Genomic DNA, 15,027 nt, shown 5'->3' on the forward strand with positions numbered 1-15,027 from the left:
TTTTCACGCACGATTTTGGCTTCAGTTCCCGAATTGGAGACGGAGGGGCTAAATCTAGCATTACCTTGTCATTCGAGCTTAAAAAAATCCATGCCGATGGTCGGCATGGACGAAGCTCTACGATTTTTGACCTTTGAACTCCGTGGGAGGAACGCCCGTTATCTTCTTAAAGACACGGCTAAAATAGTTCGGGTCCTTATAACCCACTTCAAAGCTGATTTCCTTCAGGGCAAGGTTGCCCTCCTTAATTAAAGCAATAGCTTTATCAATCCTTAACCTGGTTACGAAGTCGATGAACGTTTCTCCATATTCCTGTTTGAAAATTTTACTGAAGTAGTGAGGATTCAAGTGGACGAAATCAGCCACTTCTTCCAGTGAAAGGTCATCGTTGAACCGTTCCTCGATATACATCTTTGCTCTGCCCAGCATAGTCAGTGTTTGAACCTCCCGCTGTTCGCGTATCCGTTGTAATGCTGACATGACGTACGTCTGCTGAAGCATTCCATTCTCCTCTTTGACGGCAAGCACAGAGGCGTTTCCAGCCTCTGACGACTTCAGTTCATCAAAGTGGCAGTAACCTCCATCGCGCTTGCGTAGGGTGGAGGCAAAAACGGCTTCGAAATAGGACTTGCGAAGTCCTTCCTCGCCGCTATGAAGCGAGCCGATTCCAATAGCTGTCTTTATGCCAAATTGCTGCTGGGCCAGCTCGGAGAGCTGTTGAACAAGATGCTTAATCCGCTGTTGCCAGTCGTTTTCGCTGGTGGCAGGCGGCTTTTGTAAAAAAGTGGCCACATGATGGTCGATCAGGGAGCTCACAATGGAATTGGGGCCATGTGTTTTTACATAGCTTCGGAAATGATCGTAAATTTTCTTTTTGTCCTGCTCGTCTGCATATCCTTCAAAGGCAGCAATGATGGCGCTTCCCTGATCAAGAGGAAAGTCCAGCCATTCCGACAGTTGAGAAGCGCTCGAATCCACCGTCTGGTCGACCATAAGCATTAAAGCCAGCTCATTTTCTGCGAGCGGCATCAGCTGTGAGATTTTGTGCCTAAGCTCCAATTCTTCCGTGCGTGCTCGCTTCTCGCATTCAATTTCTTCAATCAGTCGTTTCAGTGTACTGATGATTAGTTCTCGCTTCGCTGGCTTCAGAATGTATTCTTTTACGCCCAAAGAAAGCGCCTCACGTGCATAAGCAAAATAATCATAGGCGGTGACGAGCACGAAACGGGTATCAGGAAGACGCTCCTTTAATTCACGAAGCGCCCCAAGCCCGTCAATTCCGGGCATATTAATATCCAGAATGGCAATATGAGGCCGGTGCTCTTCCGCACATTCGATCGCCATGCGGCCGTTGTCGGCATGAATAAACCGAAATACCCCCGGCATTGCCCGTTCCACTATCAATTCCAGTCCTTCCCTCTCCAAAGCTTCGTCATCCGCGATCAACAACCGATACATTCGTCTGCTCACTCTCCTTCTTGACTGGAATTCGTATTGTTATGGTAGTACCTAATCCGATATGGCTTCGGATTTCAACCATTCCTTCCTTTTCGTAGAACAATTGCAGCCGCCTAAACACGTTTTGCATTCCAAGTCCTGTTGAACTGCTGCTTTCAGCTCCACCTTCTAAACGGAGCACGGACAGTCGGGTTTCCTCCGTCATACCCTTTCCGTTGTCTGAAATTTCAATTTGCACATCCTCGCCCGCTCTCGACAGCGTCAATGTGATAATGGCTCCGTTTTCCATATCAGCTACACCATGAAGAAAGGCGTTTTCAATAAATGGCTGGATCGTCAAGGCTGGAATTTGCTGCTGAAGTACGGAAGCGTCAAAGTGAAGATCAAAGCGAATTCTGTCCCGGAAACGCGCCTGCTGGATGGTTACGTATTCGCTTATATGGTCTAGTTCTTCCTGGAGCGTTACGGGTTTGTCCAGCTTTTGCAGACTGTACCGTAATAGATTGGACAGCGAAACGATCAGGTCGCTGGTCTTCTCCGCCCCTTCCAGGATCGCCAGTTTGGAGAGCACATTTAAGGTATTGAACAAAAAGTGCGGGTTAATTTGATTTTGCAGAGCCAAAAGCTCTAGCTCTTTCACAAGCCGCCGCATTTCCAGACTCTGTTTATCCTTTTCGATAAGGATGCTCAAATCAGCGGACATTTGCAAAATGGCGTCTGCCAATACGCCTAGCTCGTCATCTCGCCGCGGTTGGGGCTCGATATTCAGATCACCTGTGGCGATTCGCTTCGCCAGTCCGACCAGTCTGCCGACAGGGCCCGTAATGCTGCGCGAGACCCAGATGGCAAGCAAAACCCCCATCAGCGCGTTCATGCCGAACAACGCCACTCCCAATCCGTTCATTTGCTCATTCTTGTTCCGAATGTTCTCGATGAGCGGCCGGTAATAAGCCAGTTCAGCATCGATCAGTCGCTGGCCCTCCTCATGAATATAGCCGACGGTTTTCTCCGCTTCAATGTAATGCTCAAAAGCCGATTGAGGATCTTGTGCCTTTGCATCCAGAACTGCAGCTTGCTTCTGTTCAAGAAATGTGGCTAACAGATTCATGTAGTCCTCCTCGGCAAAAGAAGGATCGGTCGAGTCAGAGACTTCCTGGATTCTGCCTTTCAGCTGTTTCAATTGGTATTCCGTCGGGCCCTGCACACCCGTATCGTCTCTTGGATTGAGCAGATAGGTATAGAGGAGATTTAAGTTGCTCTCCGCCGATTCGGAGGTTTGCTCGATGAGAAGAATTCGGCCAAGCATTTCATCGTAGCTCTGTTGGACGACCTTCCCGCTTTGGAATACAAAGTAAGCGATGATATTGGCGAACACAACTAGAAGAGGGATGAACAGAAGCAACTTCGTTCTGATCGTCATCGTCTGTCATCTCCAGACATGTTGTCGGGAGTGTCCGCATGCACTTCATATACCCTGGTGTATGTTAATTCCTGGGGATCATGTCCCTTTAGATAAACATTCAGCAATTTTATAGCCTTAGCCCCCATTTCCATTGGCTGTTGAACAAGGGTGAGCTCGATTTTGCGATGTTTGATAGCTTTCAACGTCTCGGCCATATCGTCAAAAGCGAAAATCTGCAAATTCCGCACGCCGCGCCGCTCCGAGGCTTCCAGAATGCCAAGGCCGTCCAGCGCACTGAATCCGACCATGTAGTGAATCTGCGGATAATGGGTGAGCATGTTCTGAGCTTGCTGGGCTGCCTGAAGCCGTGAAATATTTGAGGAGCGAATCTCCACAATGCGGAGCTTGGGATAGCGGCTGATCACAGAACGAAATCCCGCAAGCCTGAGCCGCTGATTCTCGACGCGCTCGCTGCTGATCATAACTCCAATATCGCCATGCTCCCCAGAGGCCTTCGCCAACAGCATGCCCATCTGTTTTCCTGCTCCTTCGTTATCCGTTCCGACGTAAGCCAGCCTTCGGGAGTCCGGCTCATCCGTATCGATCGTGATGACAGGTATGCCGAGTGCGGCAGCCTTGTTGATTAATCGTCGATACTCTGGATCATTTATCCCTTGAACCAGAATCGCATCTGCCTTGGCGGCGATCGCTTTATCCAGCAGTTTGATCTGCTCGGACGGATTAATGCGGTCCGGTCCGATATAATCGAGCCTCATACCGTACTGCTCTGCTTCCTTTCGAGCTCCTTGTTCAATGGACCGCCAATAATAATTGTCCAGCTCTTGTGATATCAATACCACTTTTGTATCGGAACCCCCGTCGTTTGGTGAAACCGTCTTCAATTGTTCTGCAAATTGGTGAATTTGAAGAGAAGACAGAGTGAACTGAAACAACAGCCAGGCAAATAGCAGGAATACGGGAATAAGGATAAATGTCCATTTACGGTTTGACATGTCTTGCTCCTTTGGGAATATTTAGAGACACAAATCATTATACAGTAAACAAGAGAAGCACACGCAGCTTCGTCAACGGCAAGTAGCATCTGTTGATGCGAAAGTTAGGATTTTTGACACCTAAGTACGAATCTGGTCATGATTTTGATAACGCTTTCTACAGGCATATTGCTACAATGACGGTATATTACAATTCTAATTACCGGAGGTTGAATGCCGTGTCATTTAAAGTAGCTTTTATTGGAGCAGGAAGCATCGGTTTTACCCGTGGAATTTTGCGAGATCTGTTATCAGTACCGGAGTTTAACGATATTGAAGTGGCTTTTACGGACATCAGTCAGCACAATCTGGATATGGTTACTGAACTGTGTCAGAGGGATATTCGTGAGAATGGGTTGTCCATACAAATACAGTCCTCTACGGATCGAAAGGTAGCTCTAAAGGATGCCAAATACGTCATTTGTACAATCCGCGTCGGCGGTCTGGAAGCCTTTGCGACCGATGTGGATATTCCGCTAAAATACGGTGTGGATCAATGCGTGGGCGATACATTATGTGCAGGAGGCATCATGTATGGCCAGCGTGGTATCGCTGAAATGCTGGAGATTTGCAAAGATATCCGCGAGCTAAGTGCACCGGATGTGCTGCTGCTGAACTACTCGAACCCAATGGCGATGATGACCTGGGCCTGCAACAAGTACGGTGGCGTGCGTACGGTTGGTCTATGTCACGGCGTCCAGAATGGGCATCACCAAATTGCCGAGGCGTACGGTCTGGAGAAGCAGGATGTGGACATTGTATGCGCCGGAATCAATCACCAAACATGGTACATTCAGGCCTCGCATAAGGGTAAGGATCTAACAGCCGGACTGCTGGAGGCTTTTGAACAACATCCTGAATTTAGCCGCACCGAAAAGGTACGCATCGATATGCTTCGTCGTTTTGGCTATTACAGCACAGAGTCGAATGGTCATCTCAGTGAATATGTGCCTTGGTATCGGAAGCGTCCGAATGAAATTCTGGACTGGATTGATCTGGGCAACTGGATCAACGGAGAAACAGGCGGCTATTTGCGTGTATGTACGGAAGGACGTAACTGGTTTGAAACAGATTTCCCTAACTGGATGAAGGAAGATCCATTGGAGTACAAGGCAGAGCATCGAGGTGAAGAGCACGGTTCATACATTATTGAAAGCCTGGAAACAGGACGTGTGTACCGGGGGCACTTTAATGTCGTGAATAACGGTGTAATTTCCAACTTGCCGGACGATGCGATTATTGAAGCTCCTGGATATGTGGATCGGAACGGTATTTCTATGCCGCAAGTTGGAGAACTGCCGCTGGGTCCTGCTGCCGTGTGCAATGTTAGTATTTCCGTTCAGCGTTTGGCTGTTGAAGCGGCTGTACATGGAGACGATAAGCTGCTACGCCAAGCGTTTATGATGGACCCGTTAGTGGGCGCGGTGTGTAATCCGAAAGAAATTTGGCAGCTGGTCGATGAGATGCTGGTGGCACAGGAAGCATGGTTGCCGCAATACGGGGCAGCGATTGCCGAGGCGCGCCAACGCTTGGCTACAGACGATCTGATTCCAACCCGACCTTATGAGGGAGCAGCACGGCTTAAGGTGAAGACGGTTGAAGAAATGCAGCTGGATCGGGATGCTGCCAATAAAAACGCAGGACAATCTGACAAAGGCAAGGATCGCGAAAAAGTACAGAACAGCAATGCGTAACAACTATTTGGTACAATTGCAGTAACGCTCATTCCATGGACCTGCTAATGAGCAGAGAGGGATTGAACAACAATAAAAGGGTGTTTTCATGGTCGTAGGCCTGAAACATCCTTTTTTTGCTGTCGATAGGTTAACGATTGGCGTAGATAGCAGCCTAAAGTTTATCCTTGTCGATTTGGGCTGACGGAAATTAAAGAATACAGTCTTGTTTTTTATGAATCCACACTTTTACTGTCGACTCTGAATCTCCTGAGGGCTTGTCATAGCAGGGAAGTTCAACAAATGATAGAACCAATCTCAAAAAAAGAGAGACCATGCCGAACCGTCGGTGTGGCAATTCATATGCCGAATTAATAATTGTAGTCCTTAATTTATTCAATTTACAGCAGATTTCCAGCTCACTATAATCTAACATAGGAGGTGACAAAAAGGGGAAAAATGTGAGCGCATGAACAAATAGAAAGCGCTTACCTTTCGCAACTATGAACGCTACTTTTTCTAGGGAGAGAGTAGGCGTAACACACATTTAATCATATAACAATCAGGTGCCGACATAGGAAGATTCAACAAAATCTACGGAAAGATAGGTGAAGCAATTGAAAACAAAGCAAGTGCTTCGTAAAGGAATGAAGTATGCTTTTGCGCTATCACTCGTCGCAAGCAGCTTTCTACCAGGTGCAGGATTTACGGATAAAATACATGCAGAATCCCATGTCGATAATCCTTACCAAGGGGCGACAAAATACGTTAGCCCTGATTATGCGGCTAGTGTCGACACATCGATTGCCAAGGTTACGGATGCGAATCTGAAGGCAAAAATGCAAACGGTCAAAACATTCCCGACAGCCGTTTGGCTTGATCGTATCGCCGCTATTAACGGCGGTGGAGGCAAGCTTGGCTTGGAGGCACATTTAGACCAAGTATTGGCGCAAAAGAAAGGCAACACACCGATTACGGCGGAGTTCATTGTGTATGATCTGCCCGGACGGGATTGTCATGCCTTGGCTTCCAATGGTGAATTGCCGCTGACCCAGGCAGGTCTGGAAACTTATAAAAAGGATTATATTGACAAAATAGCTTCTATTTTTGCAAATCCCAAATATAAGGATATTCGTATCGTTGCGATCATTGAACCGGATAGCTTGCCAAATCTGGTAACCAATCTGGATGATCCGAAATGTGCGCAAGCCAAGTCCACAGGGATTTACGAAGCTGGTGTTAAATACACAATGAATAAGCTGAACGAGATTCCTAACGTGTACAAATACGTAGATATCGGTCACTCTGGTTGGTTAGGCTGGGATAACAACCGTTCAGCAACGGTATCCCTGTTTACAACTATTTTCAAAGACACGAGCAAAGGTCTGTCCAGTGTAGATGGCTTTATCACGAATACAGCCAATACTTCACCGCTGACAGAACCTAATTTGCCTGATCCAAACCTGAATATCGGTGGGCAGCCTATCAAATCGTCCAAGTACTACGAATGGAATCCTAATTTCGATGAATCGGATTTTGCAGAGTCCTTGCATAGAGATTTTGTCAGCGCAGGCTGGCCGAGCTCACTCGGTATGTTAATTGATACAGGCCGTAATGGATGGGGAGGACCTAACCGTCCGACTTCCGCAGTCGGCAATGATATTAACTCCTATGTAAACTCCGGTCGTGTAGACAAACGCTCACACCGTGGTAACTGGTGTAATAACAGCGGAGCAGGTATGGGAACGCCGCCACAAACGGCTCCAGCTGGTCATATCGATGCCTATGTCTGGGCGAAACCTCCAGGGGATTCCGATGGTTCCAGCTCACTCATCCCGAACGATGAGGGTAAAGGCTTTGACCGTATGTGTGATCCTACCTATACAACCAAGGATGGCACATTAACAGATGCTTTGCCGAATGCACCTATTTCAGGAGCATGGTTCCATGATCAGTTTGTAATGCTGGTACAAAATGCGTACCCTGCAATCGTGCCTTCCACTGGTGGTGTAGACCCAGCGCCTACTGCTCCAGCTGTACCGTCAGGCTTAAAGGCTGTTGTGGGCAATGCTCAAGTAACGCTGACTTGGAATGCGTCTACTGGTGCCGAGAGTTACACGGTAAAACGCGCGACTAGCGAAGCAGGTCCTTTTACAACCGTTGCGCCTCTTGTAACGGAAAGAGAGTACACGGATAAGGGGCTGACGAACGGAACAACTTACTTCTATGTTGTAAGTGCTACGAATGCGAAAGGAACAAGTAAGGATTCCGCAACGGTAAGCGCTGAGCCAAAAGGTACACCGACAGATCCAACGAATCCTACAGATCCAACAGGTGATCTGGTTGTAATGTATCGTGCTGGGGACACGGATCCAGCGAATAACGCTGCCAAGCCTTTCTTTAACCTCAAAAATAAAGGGACAACACCAGTGAAGTTGAGCGAGCTTAAAATCCGCTATTACTTCACGAAAGATGGCAGCCAAGAGCTGCAATCTGCGGTAGACTGGGCGCAAGTAGGTAATGATAACGTGCTGCGTACCATTAAAGACAACTATATTGAAATTGGATTCAGTGCTGCTGCCGGCACGCTTGCTGCTGGAGCGCAAACAGGTGATATTCAGATCCGCATGAACAATAGCGACTGGTCTAATCTGAACGAATCCAATGACTATTCCTTCGATCCAACCAAAACCTCTTATGCTGAATGGAACAAAGTAACATTGTTCCACAACGATAAGCTGGTATGGGGAATCGAGCCTTAGGAATAGGTGAATATATACACTTGAATAACTGATAATTGTTTGAAAAAGGGCTGCGGCACAACTGCTGTAGCCTTTTTTTTAACGTCTTCAAATAAAGAATTCGATGACCAAGGGAATAAGCATTCAAATTGTGTATAATGAAGAAAGAATACTAATCTACTGTGGGGGTCAACAACCACTTTTAGCAACATCTCGGTAGAGAAGGCAATTGCAACTCACTGCTGAGCGATTTTTGCGTCATTTTCTTAGCCGGGTGGTATAAAAAAATAATCTAGAGATTGCCGATGAACCTGCATCGGCAATCTTTTGTGCATACATGTTTTAATGTCTTTCATATAGAGGAGGAGATTCATTTGTTTTCTGCTGCTCAACGACTGCCTTTGCTGGAACATATGTATAATCATGCCCCGACAGGAATCGTGATTTTGTCGAGGGAGGGGAAGTGTCTTTATGTCAATCCCGCCTTTTGCAAAATGGTCGGATATGAGCAGGAGGAATTACTGGATATCCGATATTACCATCTCTTGTATAATGAGGCTCAGGATCAGCAAGGGCTGAGGGAGGCCTATGCAGGTTGGCTAAAGGCTACGGATCAAGTCTACAAGACAGAGCTGCGTTTGAAGCATAAACGGGGAACAACTGTCTGGCTATCGCTGGAATTAACCATATTTGATGATGAGGCTACCGAACAATCTTATTTGATTGCGTATGCAATGGATGTCACGGAGAAAAAGGACATGGAGCAGGTGCTTTCGGACAATGAGGATTTGTACATGTTGATTACCGAAAATACGCCGGATGTCATCTCTTACAGCACGGCAGACGGCATACTTCAATATATTTCTCCTTCGGTGGAAAAACTCCTTGGCTATACGAAGCAGGAAATGCTCGGCAAAAAACGGCTTCAATTTTACCATATCGAAGATGCCGATTACATGCGTGTACATGGAATGTTCAAGGAAACAGGCATCATGAAGCGGCGTGTACGTCATAAGGACGGGCATTATTTGTGGCTGGAAGTATCGTACCGTATTATTCGGGATGAACAGGGCAAGATCAAGCGAGTTCTATCCATCGGACGAAATATCACAGAGCGCCAGAAGAGCGAGGAGAACCTGGCAAAAGCTCAACAGTTGGCGATGTTCGGCTCATGGGACTGGGATCTGGTCAACAATGTTATGCATTTTTCCAAGGAATTTCGCAGCATATTTGGCTATCGTGTCAAGCCGGTTGAAACAAGTATTGACGCTTTCATGAAGGCAGTTCATCCCGAAGATACTGAACGGATGAAGCAAATTATCAACAACGTGATCTTAAAGGGAATTCACGAAGAAACCTTTTACCGGATTGTATTGCCCAATGGGGAACAGAAGGTACTGCGCTCGATCTGGGAAGCTGAGATGGACGAGCATGCAGGCAAGCCTGTTCAAGTAGTCGGGATGATACAGGATGTTACAGAGCACCGGGAAATCGAGCAACGTCTTCGTGAAAGTGAAAACCGTTATAAGTCACTATTTCAGCATAATCCACTCGGGATATGCGCCATGAATATGGAAGGTCATATTTTGAGCGTGAATCCGAGTTTGGAGAAGCTTACGGGTTATACGAGGGATGAGCTTCTTGGAGCTGAAATACTTGTCATGGCTTCCTCTGAGGAACAGGACAAAATCAAACGACATATCGAAATGGCCAAACAGGGGGAGACACAAACCTATGAATCGGAATTCATACATAAGGAGGGGGAGCGTCTATTCATCAAGATGACGAATATCCCGATTTTCGTGCAAGAAGAAATTGTAGGCTGTTACGGGATTATAGAGAATGTTACCCCTCTTAAAAACTACATTGCTCAGATTGAAAAGCTCAGTAACGAACATTCGCTTATTTTGAATGCAGTATCCGAAGGAATTGTGGGTTTGAATACCGAAGGACATGTCCGCTTTATGAACCCGGCAGCTGTTGAGATGTTCGGCATAGGATCAGCCAACCCGCTGAACGGTTCATGTATAGACGTCATTCGCCATGCTGACGAAATAGGCAGCCATTTTCCGGACGAGCAGGCTTCTATTCTCCAAGCGATTCGCAGCGGCGCTTCTTATCAGGCAGAGGAAGCTGTATTTTGGAAAAAAGACGGGTCCAGTTTTCTGGCCTCCTATCGAATCAGCCCTTTGATGGATAACGGCGAACGAAAAGGAGCGGTGATGGTTTTTGTAGACAGGACGAATGAAAAGGAGATTATTCGGGCCAAGGAGTCTGCCGAACGCGCCGATCGAGCCAAGTCAGAATTCCTGTCTGTGATGAGTCATGAGCTTCGTACACCGATGAACGGCATTATAGGCATGGCAGGATTACTGGCAGACACGGAATTAGATGAGGAGCAGCGTAGCTATATCGATATTATTACCAGCAGTAGCAACGCTTTGATGCAGATATTGAATGAGATACTGGATTTGAGCAAAATCGAAGCTGGCAAAATGTCGTTGCTGCATGAGTCTTTTGTGCTGGAGGATGTGGTTGGCAGTGTAGCTGACCTATTTATGACGCAGGCTATGGAAAAAGGAATCCAGCTAGAATGGCATGTAGATCAGGAAATGCCAGGGATGCTAGTCGGTGATCATGTGCGTATCCGACAGATATTGGTGAACTTGGTGAGCAATGCGATCAAATTTACGGAGCGAGGGCGTGTAAATATTTTTGTGGAGAGAAAGGCTTACAGCCGCCGTAAAAAGAAATGCCTGATTGAGTTTAGTGTAACGGATACTGGAATCGGCATCCCGGCAGACCGTCAGCATTTGTTGTTTCAGCCTTTTTCCCAGCTTCATCCGGCACTGAACCGGAAATATGGAGGGACAGGTCTTGGCTTGTCCATCTGCAAAAACCTGGTCAAGCTAATGGGGGGTTCCATTGGTGTAGATAGTGACGAGGCCAGAGGAGCAACATTCCGGTTCCAACTGGATCTAAAACTGCCGGAAGGGCACACACTTGCGAATATAAGCCGTGATCAGCCTTATGATTCAAAGGAAGGCTAAAAAGAAATAGCCGTGATGCATTCTGCATCGCGGCTATTTTTTGTAAGAAATGTCCAAAGAAAAGATTGACAAACTGTTCTAACTGTACTATTAATGATAGTACAGTTAGAACAGTTGAACATGTATACATGAATTTGAGCCAGTGTTGAAAGGAGGAAGTCCATGTTCGAGCTGGATATCCGCAGCCGTAAGCCGATCTACGAACAGCTTATGGAGAAGGTTAAGGAAATGATCGTGTACGGATCGCTTCAGCCGGATGAGCAATTGCCTTCTGTACGGGCATTGTCCGCTCAACTTACGGTGAATCCGAATACGATTCAGAAAGCGTATCGCGAGCTGGAACGCGAAGGATATATTTATTCCGTTCAGGGCAAAGGCAGCTTTGTCACGCCTACCCAGCAGCAGCCGCAACAAATAAAGCGGGATGAGATTCGGGCGGCATTGTTAAAACTGATGATCGAAGCTGTCCATTTCGGTTTTACACAGCAGGAAGTGGACGACATATACGTGGAAGCTATGCAAACAAAGGAAAGGGGGATGTCCCTTGATTGAATTAAGGGAAGTCACAAAGACATTTACGGAAGAAAAGGCTGTCGATCAGCTCGCCCTGACGGTAAAGAAGGGCTCCATTTTTGGACTGCTGGGCTCGAACGGGGCAGGGAAAACGACCTTGCTCAAAATCATTGCCGGGATTTACCGGCCGGATACTGGTAAGGTGCTAATCGGTGGACAGCCGGTGTATGAGCAGCCTGAAGCCAAGCAGCACATTCTGTTTTTGCCGGATACCCCTTATTTTTTCCCGCAAGCGACAATTCGTCAGATGGCCCGGTTTTACCGCTCCATTTATCCAAGTTGGAGTGAAGAACGCTACACACAGCTTACGGAGATTTTCAAGCTGGACCCGAAGCGCAAACTTCACCGTTTTTCCAAGGGGATGAAGCGCCAAGCCGCTTTTTTGCTTGCCTTGAGCTGCATGCCAGAGCTGCTGGTTTTGGATGAACCCATTGATGGTCTGGACCCCGTGATGCGTAGAATGATCAAAAATCTCTTGTTCCAAGAAACCGCAGCACGTGAGATGACCGTCGTGATCTCATCTCATAATTTGCGTGAGATTGAAGACATGTGTGATCATGTCGGCATTATGCACCAAGGTCGGATGCTGTTGGAAAAAGAGGTGGATGACCTTAAATCCGATACGCATAAGGTGCAGGTTGCCTTTCGGGACAGCATGCATGAGGAAGCTGTCTGTGGCCAACTTTCGGTTGTACATAAGGAGCGGAGGGGCAGTGTTCTGCTGCTTATCATCCGGGGTGAGCGAGAGCGGATTGCAGAAACGATTGAAGCGTATGAGCCGCATGTGTTCGATTTGCTGCCGTTGACGCTTGAAGAAATTTTCATTTATGAAATGGAGGACGCAGGTTATGACATCCAACCGATTCTTCTGTAGCGGCGGCGTAATTCGCCAATGCCTGAGACAGCATGGCTGGATCGGTCTATTGTACTTGGCAGGATTGCTGTTTACAGTACCGCTGCCATTGTTTATGAGCACTGGTGATGAACAACCGCGAGTGGTTTTAAAAAGCTTGTTCGATAGCACAAACTCGGGTAATGAATTGCAAAAATTAATTTTAATGACCGTACCCGTGCTGGCAGGTGTGATGCTGCTTCGTTTTGTTCAGCGACAGGGGCCATCCGATTTGTATCATAGCCTACCTTTGCGTAGAGAGCATCTATTAACGTCACATTTAATTAGCGGTCTTGTTCTTTTACTTGTACCTGTATGGCTGACTGCGGGAGTAACTGCTTGGGTTAACACGTCAGTCGAACTGCCTTATATTTTTCAAATTAATGACGTTGGATCGTGGGCTTTGGTTGTGTCCGTCCTTACGATTTTCTTGTTTACTTTTACTGTGTTTGTAGGGATTTGTGTGGGACAATCGTTGCTACAGACCGTAGTAGTGTATGTTTTGCTGCTATTGCCTCAGTTTCTATTCATGATGATAGGGCGTTTTCTGGAACGTAATTTATACGGATATGTGCGGGTGCGAGAAACCGTTGTTCAATATATTAACGGCTCGGAGTTTCGCAGCAATAATAATGTTTGGGAAAACTTATCGCCGTTTGTACGCATTATGGACAACTTGCCACAGCGCGCCTTTTCTTACATGGAGCTACTCGCCTATCTAGGTATCTCTGTGCTGTTTGTCGCCTTGAGTTATGGTTTGTATCGTAAACGCTTGGTCGAAAAGGCGACTCAGGCTATAGCGTTTTCTTTCTTTCAACCTTTGTTCAAGGCAGGGGTTATACTATGCGCCATGCTTGTACTAGGCGATTATTTTTATAATGCAGGTACAAGAGGAGCTAATTGGTCGATTTTCGGGTATGCACTTGGAGCTATTTTAGGCTATATCGTTGTAGAAATGGTCGTCCGCAAGACGTGGCAAATTGTGCGTGTTCGTGCTTTGGTGGAAATGGTCGTTTACGGTGTGATCATGGGGCTGGTACTGTATATCCCGATTTCAGGTTGGTTGGGTTATGAGGGACGGATTCCAACAGCACACTCCGTAGAAAAAGTTTATGTCGGGCAAGAGGAGCCTCTAGGGGGAGATGCAGAAAAAGAAGCTTATTACTCCCAAGATAGGGCCTATATCGCCTCTGTACTGAATTTACATCGAGAACTCGTACGTGCACATGCAGCTGGCGAGAAAATGTTGTCCAAAAACCTGGCCGTCGAATCGGCATTCATAGTCTACCGTTTGGATGATGGTTCCACCATGACTCGCCGCTATACATTCCCGGAGAAGCCTTTCCGGACAGAACTGACTAAAGTGATGGAAGCAGAGCCTTATAAAACGGTGAGATACAAGCTGGATAAGCTGCAAGGAAAAGCAGAGACGATCAATATCGAATCCGTAGATGATAATGAAAGACGAGTGGTTTTAACCAATCCCAAAGAAACTCGTGAATTTGAAGCTGTACTCAGAGAAGAAGTATTAAATATGAGTTATAGCGAAATGCAATCACATCGATACCCTCTGGGGAATGTTTCTATTACAAATAAAGAGTCATCCTCTACCAATAACGAACCGAGCTGGCATCGTGAAATTTCATTTAATTGGCCGGCTTCATATCACAAGCTTACAGATTGGCTAGAGCAAAAAGGGTATGCGGATAAGGTCATCATTGATTCCAAGGATATTTTTTCGATACGGGCTGTTCCTATTATTTCTCAGGAAATGGAGCCTTATCAACCCAATCAATATATTGAAGACTATAAAATATTTAGAAGCATTCAACAAAAGCACAAAGCAATAACGATTGAAGATCCGAAGCTGTGGAGCACTGTACTGGAAAAGCGTAGATCTAATAGCTATACTCCAGATATGGCGAAAGGCACTTACTTGGTTCAAGTCAAGATCAAACCTTTATTTAGTTCAGATCCCCATACACGCTATTACTATTTTACTCCGAACGATATGACACCGGAGCTTGCCAAGGCATTACCGGCAGTTCCTTAAGCTCCTACGAGGGACAGTATCTGGTTTAGAGGGAATATGGACGGAGGTAGATGAACATGGGATGGTTCGGACACGACATATAACAACCTCATCGACGGGCAAGAGCTCCTCCACATTAGAACGGACATAAATA

9 protein-coding genes are annotated in these 15,027 nt (G+C 46.6%); 6 read left to right on the plus strand and 3 right to left on the minus strand.

The window, feature by feature from the left end:
- Nucleotides 1-117: 117 nt before the first annotated feature.
- The 3 genes from C400_RS0106210 to C400_RS0106220 are packed head-to-tail and all read right to left on the minus strand — an operon-like array spanning nt 118 to nt 3,873.
- The gene (locus C400_RS0106210; protein WP_017426352.1) at nt 118-1,458 is read right to left on the minus strand and encodes an AraC family transcriptional regulator; all 1,341 of its coding nucleotides are present in this window, start codon (nt 1,456-1,458) and stop codon (nt 118-120) included.
- Nucleotides 1,433-2,878, minus strand: coding sequence for a sensor histidine kinase (locus C400_RS0106215; protein WP_017426353.1), 1,446 nt, complete (start codon nt 2,876-2,878; stop codon nt 1,433-1,435). Before C400_RS0106215 ends, C400_RS0106210 begins: the two co-directional genes overlap by 26 nt.
- The gene (locus C400_RS0106220; protein WP_017426354.1) at nt 2,875-3,873 is read right to left on the minus strand and encodes a substrate-binding domain-containing protein; all 999 of its coding nucleotides are present in this window, start codon (nt 3,871-3,873) and stop codon (nt 2,875-2,877) included. Before C400_RS0106220 ends, C400_RS0106215 begins: the two co-directional genes overlap by 4 nt.
- 218 nt (nt 3,874-4,091) lie before the next feature.
- Here C400_RS0106220 and C400_RS0106225 point away from each other — a divergent pair, with 218 nt between their 5' ends.
- The 6 genes from C400_RS0106225 to C400_RS0106250 all read left to right on the plus strand — a co-directional run bounded on the left by C400_RS0106225 (nt 4,092) and on the right by C400_RS0106250 (nt 14,894).
- Nucleotides 4,092-5,606, plus strand: coding sequence for an alpha-glucosidase/alpha-galactosidase (locus tag C400_RS0106225; protein ID WP_016821399.1), 1,515 nt, complete (start codon nt 4,092-4,094; stop codon nt 5,604-5,606).
- Between the two features lie 587 nt (nt 5,607-6,193).
- Nucleotides 6,194-8,347 carry a glycoside hydrolase family 6 protein gene (locus C400_RS0106230; protein WP_016821398.1) on the plus strand — a complete coding sequence of 718 codons (2,154 nt, stop codon included), beginning with the start codon at nt 6,194-6,196 and terminating at the stop codon, nt 8,345-8,347.
- Between the two features lie 353 nt (nt 8,348-8,700).
- Nucleotides 8,701-11,376, plus strand: coding sequence for a PAS domain S-box protein (locus tag C400_RS0106235; protein ID WP_017426355.1), 2,676 nt, complete (start codon nt 8,701-8,703; stop codon nt 11,374-11,376).
- 162 nt (nt 11,377-11,538) lie between these two features.
- Nucleotides 11,539-11,928 carry a GntR family transcriptional regulator gene (locus C400_RS0106240; RefSeq protein ID WP_016821396.1) on the plus strand — a complete coding sequence of 130 codons (390 nt, stop codon included), beginning with the start codon at nt 11,539-11,541 and terminating at the stop codon, nt 11,926-11,928.
- Nucleotides 11,921-12,823: an ABC transporter ATP-binding protein gene (locus C400_RS0106245; RefSeq protein WP_016821395.1), complete on the plus strand. Its 903-nt coding sequence runs from the start codon at nt 11,921-11,923 to the stop codon at nt 12,821-12,823. Before C400_RS0106240 ends, C400_RS0106245 begins: the two co-directional genes overlap by 8 nt.
- Entirely contained in the window at nt 12,798-14,894 is a 2,097-nt protein-coding gene (locus C400_RS0106250; protein WP_017426356.1) for a DUF6449 domain-containing protein, read from the plus strand. Before C400_RS0106245 ends, C400_RS0106250 begins: the two co-directional genes overlap by 26 nt.
- The last annotated feature ends 133 nt before the right edge of the window (nt 14,895-15,027 follow it).

The sequence above is a fragment of the Paenibacillus sp. ICGEB2008 genome (assembly GCF_000307675.1).
GTDB classification, from domain to species: Bacteria; Bacillota; Bacilli; order Paenibacillales; family Paenibacillaceae; genus Paenibacillus; species Paenibacillus polymyxa.